Source organism: Nitratidesulfovibrio sp. HK-II (assembly GCF_003402415.2).
Lineage (GTDB): Bacteria > Desulfobacterota > Desulfovibrionia > Desulfovibrionales > Desulfovibrionaceae > Cupidesulfovibrio.
Map to the genome: position 1 here is coordinate 3,964,413 of NZ_AP036014.1, position 20,195 is coordinate 3,984,607.

General features: G+C 68.5%; 16 protein-coding genes. 3 read left to right on the forward strand and 13 right to left on the reverse strand.

All coding sequences use genetic code 11. The features are described from left to right. Positions 1-336: 336 nt before the first annotated feature. On the forward strand, positions 337-2,049 hold the full coding sequence (locus RVX_RS16610) for an FAD-dependent oxidoreductase (protein ID WP_116307589.1): 1,713 nt from the start codon (positions 337-339) through the stop codon (positions 2,047-2,049). A 145-nt stretch (positions 2,050-2,194) separates the two neighbouring features. Here RVX_RS16610 and RVX_RS16615 read toward each other — a convergent pair whose 3' ends face one another. Both RVX_RS16615 and RVX_RS16620 read right to left on the reverse strand, forming a co-directional pair. After that, positions 2,195-3,094 carry a DMT family transporter gene (locus tag RVX_RS16615; protein ID WP_116307588.1) on the reverse strand — a complete coding sequence of 300 codons (900 nt, stop codon included), beginning with the start codon at positions 3,092-3,094 and terminating at the stop codon, positions 2,195-2,197. A gap of 340 nt (positions 3,095-3,434) precedes the next feature. Next, complete coding sequence (locus tag RVX_RS16620; RefSeq protein ID WP_230404756.1) at positions 3,435-4,337, reverse strand: methylated-DNA--[protein]-cysteine S-methyltransferase; 903 nt, start codon at positions 4,335-4,337, stop codon at positions 3,435-3,437. 358 nt (positions 4,338-4,695) lie between these two features. On the opposite strand from RVX_RS16620, the gene RVX_RS16625 reads away from it, so the two are divergent. Continuing rightward, complete coding sequence (locus RVX_RS16625; protein ID WP_116307584.1) at positions 4,696-4,959, forward strand: hypothetical protein; 264 nt, start codon at positions 4,696-4,698, stop codon at positions 4,957-4,959. A gap of 174 nt (positions 4,960-5,133) precedes the next feature. After that, entirely contained in the window at positions 5,134-6,765 is a 1,632-nt protein-coding gene (locus RVX_RS16630) for a glycosyltransferase (RefSeq protein ID WP_116307582.1), read from the forward strand. Positions 6,766-6,845: 80 nt separating this feature from the next. Here RVX_RS16630 and RVX_RS16635 read toward each other — a convergent pair whose 3' ends face one another. From RVX_RS16635 to RVX_RS16685, 11 genes are all read right to left on the reverse strand, one after another. Further along, positions 6,846-7,883, reverse strand: a complete 1,038-nt coding sequence (locus RVX_RS16635) for an extracellular solute-binding protein (protein ID WP_116307841.1) — start codon at positions 7,881-7,883, stop codon at positions 6,846-6,848. A 38-nt stretch (positions 7,884-7,921) separates the two neighbouring features. Further along, positions 7,922-8,701 carry a spermidine/putrescine ABC transporter permease PotC gene (gene potC, locus RVX_RS16640; RefSeq protein ID WP_116307580.1) on the reverse strand — a complete coding sequence of 260 codons (780 nt, stop codon included), beginning with the start codon at positions 8,699-8,701 and terminating at the stop codon, positions 7,922-7,924. A 1-nt stretch (position 8,702) separates the two neighbouring features. Next, complete coding sequence (potB, locus tag RVX_RS16645; protein WP_116307578.1) at positions 8,703-9,674, reverse strand: spermidine/putrescine ABC transporter permease PotB; 972 nt, start codon at positions 9,672-9,674, stop codon at positions 8,703-8,705. Next, a complete protein-coding gene (gene potA / locus RVX_RS16650) occupies positions 9,661-10,860 on the reverse strand; it encodes a spermidine/putrescine ABC transporter ATP-binding protein PotA (protein WP_116307576.1) in 1,200 nt (399 codons plus the stop codon). Before potA ends, potB begins: the two co-directional genes overlap by 14 nt. A gap of 799 nt (positions 10,861-11,659) precedes the next feature. Continuing rightward, positions 11,660-12,592 carry a polysaccharide deacetylase family protein gene (locus tag RVX_RS16655; protein ID WP_116307574.1) on the reverse strand — a complete coding sequence of 311 codons (933 nt, stop codon included), beginning with the start codon at positions 12,590-12,592 and terminating at the stop codon, positions 11,660-11,662. Between the two features lie 3 nt (positions 12,593-12,595). Continuing rightward, positions 12,596-13,528 carry a shikimate dehydrogenase gene (gene aroE, locus RVX_RS16660; RefSeq protein WP_420192387.1) on the reverse strand — a complete coding sequence of 311 codons (933 nt, stop codon included), beginning with the start codon at positions 13,526-13,528 and terminating at the stop codon, positions 12,596-12,598. A 252-nt stretch (positions 13,529-13,780) separates the two neighbouring features. After that, a complete protein-coding gene (hisG, locus tag RVX_RS16665) occupies positions 13,781-14,662 on the reverse strand; it encodes an ATP phosphoribosyltransferase (RefSeq protein WP_007525108.1) in 882 nt (293 codons plus the stop codon). Beyond that, positions 14,662-15,063: a phosphoribosyl-AMP cyclohydrolase gene (gene hisI / locus RVX_RS16670; RefSeq protein ID WP_116307572.1), complete on the reverse strand. Its 402-nt coding sequence runs from the start codon at positions 15,061-15,063 to the stop codon at positions 14,662-14,664. Before hisI ends, hisG begins: the two co-directional genes overlap by 1 nt. Positions 15,064-15,298: 235 nt before the next feature. Next, entirely contained in the window at positions 15,299-16,441 is a 1,143-nt protein-coding gene (tsaA, locus tag RVX_RS16675) for a tRNA (N6-threonylcarbamoyladenosine(37)-N6)-methyltransferase TrmO (protein WP_116307570.1), read from the reverse strand. Positions 16,442-16,679: 238 nt separating this feature from the next. After that, entirely contained in the window at positions 16,680-17,738 is a 1,059-nt protein-coding gene (locus RVX_RS16680; protein WP_116307569.1) for a thiamine-phosphate kinase, read from the reverse strand. Between the two features lie 30 nt (positions 17,739-17,768). After that, on the reverse strand, positions 17,769-20,099 hold the full coding sequence (locus tag RVX_RS16685; RefSeq protein WP_116307567.1) for an ATP-dependent helicase: 2,331 nt from the start codon (positions 20,097-20,099) through the stop codon (positions 17,769-17,771). Positions 20,100-20,195: the final 96 nt, after the last annotated feature.

A 20,195-nucleotide genomic window follows, 5' to 3' on the forward strand; every position in this document is an offset into this window, starting at 1 on the left:
GCGAAAGCGCCTAAATCATACCCAGACGGTAGGCAATAACCCCACTCGCGTGGGGTATTTCACGCCGTCGTCCCGGCGTTGCGGCAGCACGCTGACTGCATGGCGTCACCGGAAATGGCCGATTCCACGCAGCCATCTTGACGGCCGCGCGCGCCTGGGGCAGTGCACCCCCTTGCGGGGGCCGAACTTTTCCGATCGTTTCGCACCGCGTCGCCGCCGCTGACCCATGTTCCGGCCAGCCCCGGCGCATCCGCGCAAGCCCGAACAGACGCGCGACCCCGCGCCGCGCGCCGCACCCCGCGCCGTCACCCGCGCGCAGCCCACGGAGGTTCCAGCATGTCCAAGCACGTCGTCGTCATCGGGGCCGTGGCCCTTGGCCCCAAGGCCGCCTGCCGTTTCAAGCGCCTCGCCCCTGACGCCAAGGTCACCATGATCGACCAGTCGCCGCGCATTTCCTACGGCGGCTGCGGCATCCCCTATTTCGTCTCGGGCGAGGTCAACAACATCGACGCGCTGCAAGCCACCCCCTACAACGTGGTGCGCGACCCCGAATTCTTCCGCATCAACAAGGACGTGGACGTGCTGACCGAAACCCGCGCCGTGTCCATCGACCGCGCGGCCAAAACCGTGCTGGTGGAACACCTGCGCACGGGCGAGCGTCAAACCCTGTCCTATGACAAGCTGGTGCTGGCGCTGGGCAGCCGGGCCAACCGGCCGCCCGTGGAAGGGCTGGACCTCGCGGGCGTCACCGCCGCCACCAACCTGGAAGAGGCGGAATTCATCCGCAATGCCATGGCCGGGGGCACGGTGAGCAACGCCGTGATCGTGGGCGGCGGGTTCATCGGCCTGGAGATGGCCGTGGCCCTTGCCGACATGTGGGGCATCGGCGTGACCGTGGTGGAACTGGCTGACCGGCTCATGCCGGGCTTCTTGTCCTCCACCCTCACCCGCATGGTGCGCCACGACCTGGAGAAGAACGGCGTCACCGTGCTGACCGGCGAGAAGGTGGTGCGGCTGGAAGGCGACGACGGAGCCGTGGCCCGCGTGGTGACCGACAAGCGCACCCTTGACGCGGAACTGGTGATCATGGCCGCCGGGGTGTCGCCCAACACGGCCATCGCCAAGGCCGCCGGGCTGGATACCGACCCGCGCGGCGCGCTGATCGTCAACGACCGCATGCAGACCAGCGACCCGGACATCTATTCCGGCGGCGACTGCGTGACCATCCCCAACCTGATCACCGGCAAGCCCGGCTTCTTTCCGCTGGGGTCCATGGCCAACCGCCAGGGCCGCGTGGTGGGCACCAACCTGGCCGGTGGCGACGCCACCTTCCCCGGCGCGGTGGGCAGCTGGGTGGTCAAGCTGTTCGAAATCTCGGCCTGCGGCGCGGGCCTGACCATAGAAACCGCCCTGCGCGAAGGCTTTGACGCCATCAACGTGCATGTGGAGCAGTTCGACCGGGCGCACTTCTTCCCGGAAAAGACCATCATGTCGTTGGAACTGGTGGTGGAAAAGGCCACCCGCCGGGTGCTGGGCATCCAGGGCGTATCCACCCTGGGCGACGCACTGACCGCGCGCATCAATGCCGTGGCCACCATGCTGGCCGACAAGCCCACCATCGAGGACATCAGCAACGCCGAAATCGTGTACTCGCCGCCGTTCGCCTCGGCCATGGACATCCTGAACGTGGCGGGCAACGTAGCCGAGAACATCCTGGAAGGCCGCGCCAGAGTCATCGACCCCGAAGAATTCGAGCGGCTGTGGAACGAGCGCGCCAGCAACGACACGGTGTGCTTCATCGACACCCGGCTTGCGGGCAATGCCGTGCCGTTCCTCGAAAAGTACCCCGATCACTGGAAGAACATTCCCGAAGAACAGATCCACGAAAGGCTGGGCGAAGTGCCCACCGACCGCACCGTGGTGCTGGTGTGCAACACCGGCCTGCGCGCCTACGACGCCCAGCTCATGCTGGCCAAGGAAGGCGTGACCAACACGGTCAGCGTACAGGGCGGCATGGTGGCCATGCACAAGATCGGGGCGGATATCTAGCACGCAGGGTACGGAAGCACTCAAGGCGCGCACCAACCGCCGCATCCATTTCCGCAAAGCAATACGGCGGGCAGGAAACACGATTCCTGCCCGCCGTCACTTTTTCATTCAGGGAGAAATCCTTACAGGGACGCCCTGTTTTTTCCTATCCGGGCATCCGTCCCCGGAACAGCTGGCGCAGGTCCAGCAGCAACACAAGGCCGACCACGATGCACGCGGCCCCGGCGGCCATGGCCGGGGTGATGCGCTCGCCAAGGAACAGCGCGCCCCAGCCCATGCCGAACACGGGAATGAGCAGGGTGACGGTGAGGGCGCGCGCCGGACCGGCATCCTCCACCAGCCGGAAGTACAGCAGGTAGGCCACGGCCCCGCAGACCAGGGCCAGGGTGACGGTGCAGGCCAGCACCAGCGGAGTGAGCAGCGCGGGGTCGTGCACGGCGGGCGCGGGCCACAGGGGCAGGACGGGCAGCAGGGTCAGCGCCGCGCCGATCTGGCTGCCCGCGGCCACCGCGCCGGGGCGAATGCCCGCGCCGTGCAGCTTGATGTACGTGGCGGCAAGGCCATAGCACAGCGGCGCGGCCAGACCGGCCCCCACGGCCAGCAGCACCTGCGGGGTCGGCCGCACCGGCCCCACCCCCACCATGACGGCCACCCCGGCGATGCCGAGCGCCAGCCCGGCAACGCGGGCCGGGGTGACCCGCTCGCGCAGCCACACCGCCGCGCAGATCACCCCGAACAGCGGTGCCGTGGCATTGAGCACGGCGGAATAGGCCGCCGGAATGTGCAACGCGGCGTAGGCGAACAGCGCGAAGGGCACGCCGGAATTCACCGTGCCCACGATGGCGAAGAAGCGCCAGTGGACGCGCAGGCCAATATCCATGCCGGTGGTGCGGAACCAGGCGAACAGGGCCAGGCCCGCCAGCAGCACGCGCAGTTCCGCGGTCAGCAGCGGCCCCATCGCCGGGGCCACCAGCCGCATGAACAGGAACGACGAGCCCCAGATGGCGGCCAGCAGCAACAGACGAAGCAGATCGACGGGACGCATGTTCCCTCCCGAGGGAAGACAGGTGACCCCGCCCCAATCGAACGGTCGGTCACGACGGGGGACGGCACTCCGACGCGCGTTGCGCCTGCCGGAGCTGCCCGAAACGGCGGGAATGACGACATCGAACAAAGTGCGGTGATGGGCTGCGGCGTGCTTGCGCCTTCTCGTTCGTCGTCGCCGGGCCTTCCTTCCGCAAGCGGCGGGCAGGCCCATGGCGCTGCGGCCTCCCTCCCCTGCCGCCCGTATCGGCCTGATCCGCCTTGCGGTCAGCCTCTGGATGGCGGACGGCGGAGACGGCGCGCGCGTGGCTGCGGGATGGCCGGGGGACGGCGCTATGCAGTCACCCGCCTGGCATTCGGGCGGATTCGCGGCGCAGCAGTTCGGCTTTTCGATCCACCCCCCAACGGTAGCCTGTCAGCGCGCCGTCTCGGCCCAGCACGCGGTGGCAGGGCACCACCACGGCCACGGGGTTGCGGGCGCAGGCGGCGGCCACGGCGCGCACCGCCTTTGGCCTGCCGATGCGCGCGGCAAGCTGGCCGTAGCCCAGGGTAACGCCGGGCGGCAATTCGCGCAGGGCGCTCCATACCGCGTGCTGGAAGGCGGTGCCGCGCACGTCCAGCGGCAGCGCGGGGTGCGCGCCCCCATGCTCGACAAAGGCCACCACCGTGCCCAGCCACTGCTGCACCTCGCCGCTGGGGGTGTGCAGTTCGGCGCGGGGAAAGCGGTGTTGCAAGCCGGAAAGCAGGGCTTCACGGTCATCGCCGATGTCGATGGCGCACACCCCGTCCTGCGTGGCGGCCATGACCAGCCAGCCCAACGAGGTTCGCGCGGCGGCCACGGCCAGGCGCTGGCCGGGCGCGCCCTTGCGGTAGCGGGCCGGGGTCATGCCCAGCATGCCGTGCGCATCCTCGTACACCCTGCTCGGCGAGCCGAACCCGGCCTCGTAGATGGCCTCGGCGACGGGCGTGCCCCGTTCCAGCGCGCCGCGCAGGCGCTGCTCGCGGCAGGCCTGCTGGTACTCGCGCGGAGAGACGCCCACCAGCCGGGTGAACACCCGTTGGAAATGGCTGGGGCTCAGGCCCGCCGCCTCGGCCAGTTCGGCCAGGGGCACCGGCTCCGCGCGCTCGCGCAGGGTGACGCAGGCGGCGCGCACCAATGCCAGGCGCGGGTCGTCGGACCGTGGGGCGGGGGCGGGCGCGGCGGGCTTGATCGCGGCCCCGGCATGGCGGATGGGCGTGTCCATGACGGCAACATAGGGCCGCCGCGTTTGCTTTTCCATCCGAATCTTGCGCTGTCCCCATGCCGGGCCGGAAAAATTTTCGCCCCCTCGCCCTGCCCCATCCTCTCCCCGAGAACCCCGCCCCTGCTCGATGGAAGGCGCACCCCCCGGTCGCACTCCCGCGCAGGGGCCATCGTCACATGGCGTGCCGCGTGGACGAGGCCATCCGATGCGGGTATGCAGGGTCAGGGGTATTGTGCAAGGGGTATCGTTGGGAAGTACCGCTGGCGGGCGCAACCTGCGTCCGGACGCTGCCGGTCACGACCGGACATGCGCCGGAACTCCCCCATGGGGGCTGCCGCACGGCGGCCCGGGAGGCACCATGGAAGACGAGGCTGGATACCTGGCGATGCTGGAACGGCAGATGGACGAAGCCATGGCGCGCCTGGCCGATGCCTGCCGCGATGAACAGGGCTGCGCCGCTCCCGATGGCGACGGTGCGAACGCCGAAGGCGCGAAGCAGGCCGCCCGGGCCGCCTGCGAACAGGCCGAGGAGGCCGCCCGCTCCACCTACGAGCAGGAATGGTCCAAGGTGTGGGGTGTGGTGCGCCAGCGCAAGCACAAGGGGGGCCGTGGCGGCGGGTAGCCCTGCCCTCGCGTCCATCCCGGCATCCCGGCGGCCTGCGCCGCTGGCGGCACCACCCGGCGCAAGCCCGATCCGGGAGCATCGCGGCAGGAACTGCCGTTTTCCGCTGGCGCGAAACGTGCATTCTCCGACATGGCCCGACAACCCGCCGCCCGCGCAATTGCCGGAGATGCCATGCACTACAGGTATCTTCCCCCCGGCCTTCAAACCGAACTGGAAGCCCTGACCGTCGATGACGCCATCGGCCATCTGCGCAACCATCTCGGCAATTTCCTGCTCGACGCCACGCTCTGCGTCCACTACCTGAATCGTTTAGCCGCCGAATCCGGGGGACTTCAGACCCCCCGCCAGGTGGCGTGGCTGCGCTGGCTGGTGCGTGCCTATGCCCGGTTGGCCCCCTTCAACGAACAGGCTGCGGTGCTGGCCGCACGGGTGGACGGCAGCCCGGAAGACACCCCCCTGCACCGGGCGCTGGCCAAGGTGCGCATCCCCGATCCCATGCGACAGCGGGTGGAACAGACCGCCAACCAGCCCCCGGCCGAGGCACGCGACTTGCTGCTTCGCCTGTTCCGCGACATGCCCTTTTCCGTGGACATCGCCGATCGCCTGCTGCTCCTCGACCTGCAACTGGGAACTCCCCCCGGCGAGGGCTGGCACGAATCGCTTCGCTGCCCGCCCCTGCTGCGCGGCATCTTCGACCGCGAGCGGTTCCGGATGTGCATGCTGCACGGCAGCGACGCCCTGGCGCTGGAACTGCGCGACCAGACTCGCGACGCGGGCGCGGGCGCCCCCGGCTGGCTGAACTGCGCCGCGGAACTGGCCGTGCGCACCAATGACCGGGCCGAAGGCATGAACTTCTACCGGGCATCGCTCCGCCTCGACCCCACGCAGATTCCCGTGGCCCTGCGCCTGCGCGAACTGGAAGCCCCCTTCGCCCCCCTGCCCGATGCGCTGACCGCCTCCACCGGCCCACTCGCCATCTTTCTGTATTCCTACAACAAGCGCGATCTGCTGGAGCAGACGCTGCGCTCGCTGGCGGCCTCGGACACCGGCAACGCCACCATCACCCTGCTGCTGAACGGCTGCTCCGACGGTTCCTCCGAAATGGCGGCGGGCCTGAACGCCAGCCTGTTCGGCGGACGCATGGACATCATCGACCTGCCCGTCAACGTGGGCGCGCCTGCCGCACGCAACTGGCTGCTGCACACGCCGCGCGGGCGAAACGCCGCATACGTGGCCTTCCTGGATGACGACGTGGAGGTTCCCGCCACCTGGCTGGCCATGCTGGTATCCGTGCTGCGGGCCAACCCGCGCGCGGGCGTGGCCGGGGCCAAAACCGTCTTTCCCGGTGCGCCGCGCCGGTTGCAGTACCTTTACCGCACCGTGTCCGTGGCCCAGCCGGGCCTCTTGCGCATCAGTCTGAGCACCCCCAGCTTCAACTACGACGGTGGGTTCTACGATTTCATCCGCCCCACGGCCAACGTCATGGGCTGCTGCCACGTGTTCACCCGCGCCGCGCTGGACGCCGTGCGCGACTTCGACATCCGCTTCTCGCCCTCTCAGATGGACGACATCGCCCATGACCTGGACCTGTGCCTGCACGGCTTCGAGGCCGTATACTGCGGCCTGGTCGCCTGCGTGCACCACCAGATGTCGGGCGTGGGCATCGGCAACGTGCATGCCGCCCGCATGGGCAACGTGCTGGGCAACGATGTGAAGTTCTACTACCGCTTCGCCGAACAGCTGGACGCATTGCGCCAGCTCACGGCGCGCCACGCGGTGCCCGACCTGCCCCCCGGCGCGTGACGCGCCCACCCACGCAACAACGAAAGGACGCCGGGTCTCGCGACCCGGCGTCCTGCATTTTCTGCCCTGAAGCTGACGGCCTAGCTGCCGGTTTTCAGCATCTCCCAATACTTTTCATACACTTCCAGCGCGTTGCCCACGCTGTTGGTGAACTCCGCGTTCTTCAGGTCCGCGTCGGTGGGAGAGGTGATGCGGCTCTTGGCCAGCTCCGGCGAAAGGATCTTCTGGGCGCCCACGTTGGGGGTGGAGTAGTTGTATTCCTCCACGCATTCCTTGGCCACGTCGGGCCGCAGCAAAAAGTCGATGAACTTGTGGGCGTTTTCCTTGTGCTTGGCCCCCACGGGGATGGCCAGGCTGTCCACCCACAGGGGCACGCCTTCCCTGGGGTAGACGTACACCAGGTTCTTGTTCTCGCTGGCGGCGATGTAGGCGTCGCCGTTCCAGATCAGGCCCGCGGCCACTTCCTCGCTGATGAAGGCCTGCTTGCTTGCGGTCACGTCGAACACGCGCACGGCGGGCAGCAGCTTCTTCAGCCATTCGTAGGCGGCCTTGATCTCTGCCTCGTTGGTGGAGTTCACCGAATAGCCCAGCGCCTTCAGGGCCACGCCCATGGAGTCGCGCTGGTCGTCGGACAGGATGACCTTGCCCGCGAACTCGGGGCGGTTCAGGTCGTTCCAGCTGGTGATGGAGGCCGGGTCCACCACCTTCTTGTTCACCATCAGCCCCGCCGAACCCCACATGTAGGGCACGGAGTATTCGTTGCCGGGGTCGAACGGCTGGTCCAGCACCTTGGGCGAAAGGTTCTTGAAATTCTTCAGCCTGGTCTTGTCGATCTTGGCCAGCAGCCCGTCGTCGCGCAGCATGGAGATGAAGTAGGTGGACGGCACGACCACGTCATAGCCCACGCCCTTCAGCAGCTTGATCTTGGCGTACATGGCCTCGTTGGATTCGTAGGTGGTGTACACCACCTTGATGCCCGTCTCCTTGCTGAACCTGTCGAGCACCGACTGGGGCACGTATTCCGACCAGTTGTAGACGTGCAGCACCTTTTCTTCCGCCGCCACGGCGGGGCGCGCGAACATCGTCGCCGCCAGCACCGCCAGGGCAAGGCCCACCATCACCAGCGCGGCGCGGGCCGCGTGCAGCTTCGTGCGCATCATTTCCTCCTCGTCCTGGTAAGGGTTTGTGCCAGCAGCACCAGCACTATGGTTACCGTGAACATCACCGCCGACAGGGCGTTGATGTCCGGCTTCACGCCAAGGCGCACCATGGAATAGACGCGCAGGGGCAGCACCTCGAAGGTGGGACCGGTGACGAAGAAGCTCACCAGCACGTCGTCCATGGACAGGGTGAACGACAGCAGCCACCCCGCCGCCACGGCGGGCGCGGCCAGGGGCAGCAGCACGTGGCGGAAGGCCCGCCATTCCGACGCGCCAAGGTCGCGTGCGGCCTCGATGAGCTGCTCGTCGAACTCGGCCAGGCGCGCCAGCACCGTCACGGTGACGAAGGGCAGCGCCAGGGTGACGTGGGCGGCCAGCAGGGTCCAGAAGCCCAGCTGCACCCCCATGGCGATGAAGAAGATGAGCAGCGAGATGCCCATGACGATGTCCGGCGACACGGTGAGCACGTAGATGCACCCGTGCAGCACCTTGCGCCCCGGAAAACGGTAGCGCCGGATGCAGATGGCCGCCAGCGTGCCCAGCACCGTGGCGATGGTGGCGGCCAGTGTGGCCACGGACAGCGAGTTGAGCGCGGCGTCCACCAGCGGGCCGTTGGCGGCCAGGGCGGAATACCACTTCAGGGTGAAGCCCTTCCATTCGGTGGTGTAGCGCGCGTCGTTGAAGGAATAGACGATGACCACCAGGATGGGCACGTACAGGAAGGCGTAGACCAGCCAGACCAGCCACGTGCGAAGGGTGCGCAGGCGCAGGGTCATGTCATGCCCTCCCCCGCGCCCTGTGCGCACCGTCCGCGCCATGCGTCATGTCGTCGCCGTCCTGCATGTCGTGACCGCCGTCGGGCGTGCGGCCGGCAGTGGCCGCGCCGGTATCCGCGCCCTTGCGTTCGCGCAGGGCCACCCGGCGGCTGCTGAGCCAGTAGCCGATGATCATCAGCACCAGCAGTGCGGTCATGATGGTGCTGGCGGCGGCGCCCAGCGGCCAGTCGCGCGCGACGAGGAACTGGTTCTTGATGAAGTTGCCGATGAGCATGCTCTTGGCCCCGCCCAGGATTTCCGGAATGTAGAAACACCCCAGCGAGGGCAGGAACACCAGCATGCACCCGGCCACGATGCCCGGCAGGGTCAGCGGCAGCGTGACGTGCCAGAAGGCCCGCAGGCTGCTGGCCCCCAGGTCCTTGGCCGCGTCCAGCAGCCGTTTGTCCAGCTTCTCTATGGACGCGTACAGCGGCAGGATCATGAACGGCAAGAGCGTGTAGGTAAGCCCGGTGAACACGGCGAACTCGCCGTACATGAACGACACCGGCTCGCTGACGAGGCCCAGGGCCATGAGCACGTTGGAGGCGATGCCCTGCGACTTCAGGATGATGATCAGCGCGTAGGTGCGGATGAGCGAGTTGGTCCAGAACGGGATGACCACCAGCAGCAACAGCCACGGCCGCAGCCCGCGCCGGGCCGTGGCCACGGCGTAGGCGAACGGGTAGCCGATGAGCAGGCACACCAGGGTGCTGGCGGCGGCCAGCCACAGCGATTCGCCCAGTATCCTGACGAACACCGGATCGGCGAGTCGGGCGTAGTTGTCCCACGTGAACACCAGGCTCACGAAGTCCGACTCGCCCCGCTCCAGAAAGGTGACCAGCAGCAGACCGAGGTTGGGCAACAGGGCGAACAGCCCCAGCCACAACCAGACCACGGCGATGCTGGCGGTGCGGAAAGGTCTACGCCGCGTCATCGGGCAGCAGGACCTCCCATCCGTCCACCCAGCTTACGGCCACGCGCTCGCCGGGGTTGTAGTTGATGTCCTCGTCGTCCTCGTTGAAGAACTCGGCCGCCATCAGCCGCTGCCCGTCATCCAGGGTGATGACCAGGTCCACCGTGGCGCCCTTGTACACCGATTCCTCGATGCGGCCCCACAGGTGCGGCCAGTCCGGGGTTTCCGCATCCGCAATGCGGTCGATGCGCAAGTCCTCGGGCCGCAGCAGCACCTGCACCGCATCGCCGGGGGCCAGTCTGCGGGGCGAACGCACCGGAAACACCGTGCCGCCCACGGTGGCGTCGTACAGGTGTTCGCCGGGCTTCAGGTCCGGCGGCAGGGCGGCGTGTTCCGGCGTACCCGGCGCGGGCGGGGCCAGGGGGGTGCCCGGCGCGGCGGACCAGTCCAGCCGCACGGCGTCGATGCGGCCCGGCAGGGCGTTGATGTCACCCACGAAGCGCGCCACGTACATGTTGGCGGGCTCCTCGTAAATTTCCTTGGGCGCGCCGATCTGCTCTATGCGGCCCTCGTTCATCACCACCACCCGGTCGGACATGGCGAACGCCTCTTCCTGGTCGTGGGTGACGAACACGAAGGTGATGCCCAGTTGCCGTTGCAGATGCTTGATTTCCAGTTGCATCTGCTTGCGCAGCTTGAAGTCCAGGGCGCTGAAGGGCTCATCCAGCAACAGCACCAGCGGGTTATTGATGACCGCGCGGGCAATGGCCACGCGCTGCTGCTGCCCGCCGGAAAGCTGGCGCGGCTTGCGGTCGGCGAATGTTTCCAGATGCACCATGCGCAGGGCGTCGTGCACGCGGCGGGCCGTCTCATCCGCCGCCACGCCCTGCATCTTCAGCCCGAAGGCCACGTTGTCGCGCACGGTCATGTGCGGGAACAGCGCGTAGTTCTGGAACACGGTATTCACCTGGCGCTGTTCGGGGGGCACGCGGTTGACCACCTGGCCGTTGATGCGCACCTCGCCCGCCGTGGGCTGCTCGAAGCCCGAAAGCAGGCGCAGGATGGTGGTCTTGCCGCAGCCCGACGGCCCCAGCAGGGTCAGGAATTCGCCGTTGCGGATGGTGAGGTCTATGGAGTCGAGCGCCACGGTGTCTTCGAACGTCTTGGTGACGCCGCGCAACTCGATGATGTGTTCCTGGTCTGCCATCGTCGCCTCTTGGTGTGCTCTGTCGGGGGGCTGCCCCGGATGGCCCTTGCGGACCGGAAAGCCGTCGGGAACGGATCGGGAACCGTCTGCGCCGTGCCCGCGCGCGGGGTGCGCGCGGCTCCGGAGTATCCGGAGCGGCGTTCCGAATCGACGCCGCCGGATGCCGCATGCATGCCGCCCCGGCACAGGGGGCCGGGCAGTGGGCAAGTGCGGCGCCGGTGCGCCGTGGCGCATCGCACCGGGAGCCGGTACGTCGTACGTCGAGGTAAGGGGGACGGAATCGCTACGCTGCGGGATGCGGGGCGCGCCGGTTACCAGCGCGCACGGGCCAAGGGGCCGGCATCGCCGGCCACGGGCGTTCGGGCGTTGCCGGAGCGGCGAAGCCCCAGATTGCGCACCCGGTGCACCGGCCGGGATGAAAGGATGACCTGCGAGCAGCGTATCATGCGTTCGTCTTCCGTCATGCAGCCAGCCTTGCGGCCGGTGGTGTGACTGGCCGTGCGTCCAGAACTGGCGCGGGCCGGAAGGGGGTCGTTCGGGGTTTGTGTGCCATGCGAGGGGCAGGGTGACAAGCAAAAAAACACCCCTGGCCGCAGGGGGCTTGCCGCAGGCAGGGCCAGCTTGCCGGAACGTCTCCGGACGCCACCGAGGCCCCGCCCTTCGGGAGTCCGCCCCCCACTGCGGCAGCACCGTCCAACAGTGCAGCATACCGTAGAAATCACTGCCTGCGGAAGCCACGTTCGCTCCTCGCGGCTTCCGCTTTCGAGCCCCCATGCCGTGCCGGGGGCCGAACACCCGGTTATCGGCTCGCCGCGCCCGCCGCGCCCGCCGCGTCGGACAGGCGCACGAAGCGCACCCCCCGCCGCAGCAGTTCCGGCAGGGCCATGCGCAGCCCCGCGCCGGCGCCCGCGCCCGGCCTGTTCATATGCAGCAGCAGGATGTCGCCGTTGCGGGCGGCCAGCAGGTTGCGGGCCACGGCCGGGGCGGGCAGCGTGGCCCCGGCATCGGTCGCCACGGTGCAACCGGTGACGGTCTGGCCAAGGTCCGCCGCAATGCGCACGGCCACCTCGTCGCAGAACAGGGTGGCGGCCCGGTAGAAGCGCGGGCGCTTGCCGGTGAGCACGGCCAGCCGCCGGGCGCTGGATTCCACCTCGTCCACGAATCCGGCCACGGAACGGGTGCCCCGGATGCCATAGGCCGCGCGCCCGGTCACCGAAGCGGGCCGATGGCGCGCGCCGTGGTTGGCTATTTCGAACAGCGGGTCGGCGGCGAGGTCGGCGGCCTCGGCGGGGTGGGCGTTGAGCCACGGCCCGGCCAGGAACAGCGTGGCGGGCACGCGCAGTTCGCGCAGCAGGGCAATGATGGAGATATCGTACCCGCCGCCGCAGGCGTCAAAGGTCAGGGCCACTGTGGCCGGGCCGTTCTTGGTCATGGCGGAGGCGGGCAGGCGGGTGAGCGTGCCGGGCAGTGCCGGTCCCCACTGGGCGGGCTGCTGCCCACCGTAGCGAGCCGCGAGGCGGGCTGTCAGTTCCGGCAGGGGCAATGCGGCCAGTTCCGGTTCCGCAGAACGCGCTGTCGGCGGGCACAGCAGGACAAACAGCGCGGCCAGCAGCGCCAGCACGCCCCGCGCCCGGCCTTGCCGGGACGAGGGCGCGGACACGCGCGCGGACAACGGCCAAAGCCGGGGCGTGCCCCAGAGGGCGATGCGGCCCTGCCCGCCAGCGGCGGTCACGGCCTAGCCTTTCCCCAGGCCGGGCAGTTCGCACTGGCCGCAGGCGCGGCCCACGGCAACGTCGCCGAAGCCCAAAGCCACGGCAACAAGGGTGCGCGCGCCCTCGGCGGGCAACTCACGGCCGGTCCACAGACGGAACTGCTCGCGCCCCTGCTCCACGAACATGGCCAGGCCGTCCTGGGTGTCCCAGCCCGCGCTAGCGGCCTCGGAAAGGAAGCGGGTCCGCAACGGATTGTAGACAAGATCATAGGCAAGCCCGCGCCCCCCCGCAGCCTGGGCGGCAAAGCCCTGCGCGGGATACGCGGTATCGCCCTGCCGCTCGCCGGACATGCCCATGGGGGTGGTATTGACGACCAGGTCCGCGCCCCAGGCCCCGCGCGCGTCCCAGTCCACCACCGCCGCGCCGAATTCGGCGGCCAGCGGCGCGGCCTTTTCCGGGTTGCGCCCGGTGACGGCCACCGCGCCCACCACGCCCTCTCCGTCGGGGCCAAGCTCGTGCAGCCCGGCCAGCACGGCGCGGGCCGCGCCGCCGTTGCCCAGCACCAGCGCCCTGGCGCACCGCCACCCTGCCGCCGCGCGCTGGCGCAACGGGGCCAGAAAGCCGGTGACGTCGGTGTTTTCGCCCAGCAACCGACCGTCGCGCCAGTACAGGGTGTTCACCGCGCCCACGGCGCGGGCCCGGTCGCTGACGCCGTCCAGCAGGGGCAACACGGCCTGCTTGTGGGGAATGGTGACGCTGGCCCCGCGGATGGGCAGGGTGCGCACGGCGGTGATGAAGTCGCCCACGCGGCCCGGCTCCAGCGGCCAGGCCATGTACACGGCGGGGATATCCAGCAGGCCGAAGCCCCAGTTGTGCAGCAGGGGACTCATGGTGTGGCCCAGGGGATGGCCGATGATGCCGTAGAGTTCGCGGGGCAGGAACAGTTGTGCGGGCATGGGACGGCCTCCGGCGGACGGGGCGCTGCACTCTGCATCTTTGCGCCGCTGGTATGCAGCGCAAGTCGGTCGCCACCCTGCTCGTTTTGCAACAGGCAGCCTGTTGCCTTTCGAAGCCATTCTTTCCGTGCGGGAGACAACTGGAAAAGGGGCAGGCCACATCCCCACCAATAGAAAATTTAGGGGGGAGGGGTTCGGGGAGGGAGACCCTTTTTAAAGGGTCCCCTCCCCGATATTCATCTTCATTTTTAACTAAATGACCTTGTTCAGCGAATACTCGATGATGCCTTCGGCACCGGCGGCGCGCAGGCGGGGGATGAGGTCGCGCACCACGCCGTTGTCCACCACGATTTCCACGGCGAACCAGGTGCTGTCGCGCAGCCCGGCCACGGTGGGCGAATTGAGGCTGGGCAGCTGGTCGAGCACGGCGTCCAGGTTGCCCGAGGGCACGTTCATCTTCAGGCCCACCAGCGAATCGGCGCGCAGCGCGCCCTGCAGCAGCAGGTCTATCTGCTCGATCTTGGCGCGCTTCCACGGGTCTTCCCAGGCGGCCTTGCTGGTGATGAGCACGGTGTTGGTCAGCAGCACCTCTGCGATGATGCGCAGGCCGTGGGCCTTGATGGTGGTGCCGGTTTCGGTGACCTCGACGATGGCGTCGGCCAGGCCTTCCACCACCTTGGCCTCGGTGGCGCCCCAGGAATACTGCACCTTGACGGGGATGCCCGCGTCCTCGAAGTAGCGGCGGGTAACGCCCAGCAGTTCGGTGGCGATGGTGCAGCCCGCAAGGTCCTCGGGCCGCACGTAGGGCGAATCGCCGCCCACGGCCAGCACCCAGCGGGCCGGGCGGTTGCTGACCTTGGAGTAGACCAGGTCGGACACCACGACCACGTCGGCCCCGGTTTCCAGCAGCCAGTCCTTGCCGGTCAGGCCCACGTCGAGCACGCCGTCCTCGATGTAACGGGGAATTTCCTGCACCCGGCAGAGGCGCGCGGTCAGTTCCGGGTCGTTGATCTCGGGGAAGTAGTTGCGGTGATGCTTGCGAATCTTCCACCCGGAGCGGGCGAACAGGTTCACGGTGGCTTCTTCCAGCGAGCCCTTGGGAATGCCGATCTTCAGCATGTTGTTGCCGGACATTATTTGTAGACCTCCTTGGGGTCGAACACGCGGGGCGAGCAGATGACGGGTTCGCCGTCTTTCAACTCTCGGTAGAAACAGCTGCGGTACCCTTCATGGCAGGCCGCGCCGCCCTTCTGTTCCACGAGCAGCAGCACGGTGTCGCTGTCGCAGTCCAGGCGCACGGCCTTGATATGCTGGGTATGGCCCGACGTGCCGCCCTTGTGCCACAGCCGCCCACGGCTGCGGCTGAAGTAATGCGCCTCGCCGGTGGCGAGGGTGGCGTCCCATGCCTCTTCGTTCATCCAGGCCATCATCAGCACTTCGCCGGTGGCGGCGCACTGGGCGATGGCGGGCACGAGACCGTTCATTTTCGCGAAATCGGGGCGGAAGCCTTGTGCGGCGTCGGAAGCCTGAGCCATGTGCGATGTCCTCGCGCGGGGAAATCCCCAAGGGGGTTGCGGGGCAAGGCCCCAAAAAGGTTTCGGGGGCGCGGCCGGAACGATGGCGGGCAGCGACGAACAGTGCGTTTGCCCCATGCACGGCCGCAAGGTGGCGAATCTAGCCGTTCCGTGTGACGGACGCAAGGCGCTGTGGGGCGCGAGCGCCGTGAACGCGCCCCACGGCCACCGCCGACACCCGACGGCCCGTCCTTGGTCAATCCCGCACCTTGGCGTGGGCGGACAGCACCGCCAGCTGCACCCCGGCCAGATGCTCCAGTTCCTCGGCCAAGGCCAGGGCGCGGGCGGCGGAAGGCCCGGTGCAGCACAGGCCGTGGCGTTCCATCCACACCGCGTCGCGGGTGGCGGCTGCCGCCGCCACGGCGTCGGCCAGTTCCTGCGTGCCGGGGGCGTGGGGGGGCGCGAAGCCCAGTTGGACGCGGAGCAGTTCCGATTCGTAGATGGGCAGACGCAGCATGTCGTCCGGGCCGACAAGCGTCCCCAGGGCCAGCAGGCGCGGGGGATGGGTGTGCACCACGGCCATGGCGTCCGGCCTGGCGCGGTAGATGGCCAGGTGCATGGCCCCTTCGGACGAGGGTTTGCCCCCGGCCAGCACCGTCCCGGTGGCGATGTCCACCAGCGCGAGGTCGCCGGGGCCAAGGTCTCCCTTGGCCGCACCGGAACAGGTCATCAGACAGGCAGCCCCCAGGCGCAGGCTGGCGTTGCCGTTGAACCCGGAATACAGCCCGCGCTGCCAGCCGCGCAGGCAGATGCGCCGCAGTTCGTCGGCATGCCCTTCTGGAATGCCCTCGCCCCACGGCGAGGGTGCGGAACCGGAGATGACGCCTGGTTGCGTAGTGCCTTTCGCATTACCAAACGCCCCACTGATCGTCATACGATTCGTATCACTGCCATCGCCCACTGCATCATCGGGTGCCGGTTCCGGCTGACGCTGGCGGTACGAGGTCTTGATGTCGATGACCGGCGTACCGTCCAGCGCCTCCAGCGGGGCCACGCGCAGGCGCATGGAGCCGTCCGCGCCGGGGGCCAGCTCCAGCAGGCGCACCTCGTGCAGGCCCACCGGGTTGGGCCGTGCTGGAGAGCGGGTGTTGAACACGCCACGCTTGGGGCGCTTCATGTCGCCACGCGGGTGCACGGACAGCACGCTGCGGTCGGCGCGGTGCAGCCAGGTGAGCAGGGTCAGTGACAGACCGGGCGTCAGGGTGTCCAGGCCGGGCACGTAGGGCGCGGCAATCTCCACCCACGCCTCGGGCGCGCCCTCGTCGCCCTGCTTGGGGCACTGCGCAAGGTCGGTGAGCGGCGACACTATGACGCCGATGGGCCGCAGGATTGTGTCCATATGCTCCGCTCCTTGATTGCCGGGGGACTTGAATACTGGGTCTGGCAACCCCCATTGGAAGTTTTAGGGGGAGCCTTAGCCGTTATGCGAGTCTTCGAGCATTACGGATAAAGACAGCAAGACGGGGGTGCGGGGAGGAGACCCTTTTCACGCCTTGCGGACGCCATCCGTACGGCTCGGGGACTCGCCTACGGCTGCCGCAAAAGGGTCCCTCCCCCGTGAATTCTTTATCCATCTTTTACCCCGAAAAATGGTCGAACCCGGCGGTCGCGGGCAGGTCGCCGTTGACCAGCACCACGCCGTCGGCGGTGACCTGGCCGAGCAGGGTCAGGCCGGGCACGGCCTCGCGCACGGCATCAAGCATGCCCGGGCGGCAGCTGCCCAGCAGGGCGTAGTCCTCGCCGCCGATGAAGGCGATGTCCACGGGGTCGAGGTCGTTGGCCAAGGCGTAGGCGCGCACCTCGTCGGGCTGGGCTTCGGGGTCCATGACCAGTTCGGCCCCAAGGCCGCTGCCACGGTCCGCGCCGATGAGCCGGGGCAGGTCGCGCACCAGCCCGTCGGACACGTCCATGAGCGCGATGCGCGCGTCGCCAGTACCGCAGATAGCCGCCAGCGCCAGCCCCGCCGCCACCTGCGGGCGCGGCCGCAAGTGGGCGCGGCACGCTTCCGGGTACAGGTGCGCGGCCTCGCCGCCCATGCTTTCCAGGGTCAGCAGGCCCACACGCGCAAGGCCGGTGCGGCCAACCAGAAACAGCGGGTCGCCCGGCAGGCAGCCACCCCGGCGCAGGAAGGGCGATGCGTCTTCGCCACCAGCCTCCGCGCCGTTTCCGTGCCCGTCCCGGTCCGCACTGTCCGCCTGCGCCGGGCGCGGCGCGGGGCCGCCCCATACCGTGATGCACAGGGACAGCGCGTCGCCCCGGGTCAGGTCGCCCCCTGACAGGGCCATGTCGTGCTCGCGCGCCAGCGCGGCCATGGCCGCCAGCATGGAGTCGCAGAATTCACGCGAAAGATCGGCGGGTGCGGTGAGCGCCAGGCTGAAGCCCAGCGGCCGCGCCCCGCAGGCGGCCAGATCGCTGATGTTCACGGCCAGCGCCTTGTGGCCGATGTCCGCCGGGCTGAAGTAGCTGGTGCGGAAGTGGGCGTGCTCGTTGAACAGGTCGGTGCTCACGGCCATGCGCGGCGGGCAGGCGATGACGGCGCAATCGTCGCCGCGCCCCACGCGCAGATGGGGATGGGCGTTGGTGAAGTGGCGGTCGATGGCGGCGAGGAAATCGTCCTCGGAGGCAAGCCGGGTCATGCGAAGGCTCCTGGTCAATCAGATTCCGGTTCAGTCGGATTCCAGCGTCAGGTATTCGGCCATGATCACCTTGAGGCCGAAACCGGGAAAATTCACGCGGTACTTGTCGGGCGGCAGATGCTGCACGATCTTGCCGCGCCCGAAGATGCGGTGGGTGCAGTAACCGCACTGCCCCGCCGGGGCGGTGCCCCCGGAAAGGGGCGAAGGCGCGGCGGGCTGTGCCGGGGGCGATGCCGGTAAGGGCGACGCCGGACGGGCTGCCGCCGCCCCGGCCCTGCCCGGTACGGTCCCTTCCGCGAACATGGGCGGCCGGGGAATGCCGGGCGCGCCGTCGAAGCGGCCTGCCCCCATGGGCTGCGTGAACCCGCCGCCACCGTTCCTGCCGCCGCCAAACCCCGCCGCCCGCTGCCCGTTCTGGACATCGCGGCGCATCAGGCCGCCGGAATAGCTTTCATGCTGCTCGTCGAACAGGTGGGCGGGCAACTCTCGCACGAAGGGGCTGGGCACGGCGGGCTGGTTGCCGCCGTCGCCCCGGCTGTACAGGCTGGCGGGCACGAACAGGCACAGCTGGTCGCGGGCGCGGGTGCAGGCCACGTACATCAGCCGCCGCTCTTCCTCGAAGTCTTCGGCGCGGGCAATGGCGTGCCGCGAGGGAAAGCGCTCTTCCACCAGGTCGATGAGCAGCACCGCGCCCCATTCCAGCCCCTTGGCCGAATGGATGGTGGACAGCACCACACTGTCGCGGTTTTCCTCTTCTTCACCGGGGTCTTCCAGCGACAGGTCGGAGATGAACAGATCCAGGTCGCGGTACGACGCGGCGATCTGCAGCAGTTGCTCCAGCCCCTGCTGCCTGCGCGGCCAGTCGTCCGGGAAGGCGGCCTCCATGCGCGGCTTGTAGTGCTCCATCACTTCTTCGAGCAGCGAGGTGGGCGTGTGCGGCCGCTTGCGCAGGCCGTCCAGCAGGTCCAGGTCGGCGCGCAGTTCCGGGTGGCGGGTGCAGGCGCGGCGGGTGGCCTCGGCATCGCCCAACCGGGCGATGTCGTACAGCTTCAGGGTGGTCTTTGGCCCCACCCCCTTGGACATGGCGGCCACGCGCTGGAAGGCGGGCAGGTCCAGCGGGTTCAGCACCAGGCGGGCATAGGACAGCACGTCCTTGACGTGGGCCGCCTCGGAGTAGCGCAGCCCGCCGTACTTGCGGAACTTCACGCCCAGTTTGTTCAGCTGCACTTCCACATGGTACGATTGGTACCCAGCCCGGAACAGCACGGCGATGTCGTGGGGCGGGTAGCTGCGCAAAAATTCCACGATGCGCGAGACCACCAGCGAGGCCTGGGTCAGGTCGCTGAGCGGGCGCACCACCAGCGGCCTGTCGCCCCCTTCGCGCGCGGCGAACAGCTTCTTGCGGTAGGCTTGCGGGGCTTCCGCCAGGATGGCGTTGGTCAGGTCCAGCACCGGCTGCACGGAACGGTAGTTTTCTTCCAGCTTGATGACATGCGCGCCGGGGAACAGCCTGGGAAAATCCAGGATGTTGCGCACGTCCGCGCCGCGAAAGGCATAGATGGACTGGGCGTCGTCGCCCACGGCCATGATGTTGCCGCCCTCGCCCGCCAGCAGGTGCACCAGCCGGGCCTGCACCAGGTTTGTGTCCTGGTATTCGTCCACCATGATGTAGCGGAACTTGGCGCGGCACCAGTCCAGCACGTCGGCCCGTTCGCGCAGCAGGCGCTCCAGCTCGAACAGCAGGTCGTCGTAGTCCAGCAGGCCGTGTTCGCGGCGGTAGGCGTGGTAGGCGGCGGCGATGCGGCCAATGCCTTCGGCGTGCACCAGCAGATGGTACGCCTCGCGCCGGATCACCTCGTCGATGTCCAGTTCCTTGTTGCGGGACTTGCTGATGAGCCCCACGATGTTCTGGGTGCGCGGGAAGGACCGGTCGCCCTTGCCGACACCCAGGTTTTCCTTGCAGTGGCGCACCGCGTCCACGATGTCCGCGCCGTCCATGACGGTAAGGTCGCCCGCCTCGTAGCCGGATGGGCGAAACTGGCGCAGCACCGAGTAGGCGAAGGCGTGAAAGGTGCCGCCCTGCACCCCGGTAACCCCATGCACGCCGCCATGCACGGCGGCGGTGGCGCTGTGCTCCAGCAGCCGCCCGGCCCGGTGCAGCATTTCTCGCGCGGACTTGCGGGTGAAGGTCAGCAGCAGGATGGAGGAGGCGGGCACGCCCTGCTCCACCAGATTGGCCAGCCGGTAGACGATGGTGCGCGTCTTGCCGCTGCCAGCCCCGGCAATGACCAGCACCGGACCTTCCAGGGTGGTGGCGGCCTCGTACTGGGCAGGGTTCAGTTCTTTTCGATAATCTATCATACAGCTACCGGATGGTGGTCGGTGTGTTTGCGATATAAACGCTTGCGAGCCACTACACAGCGCGCCAATAGCTCGCAGCTATCGGTAAGCGTCGAA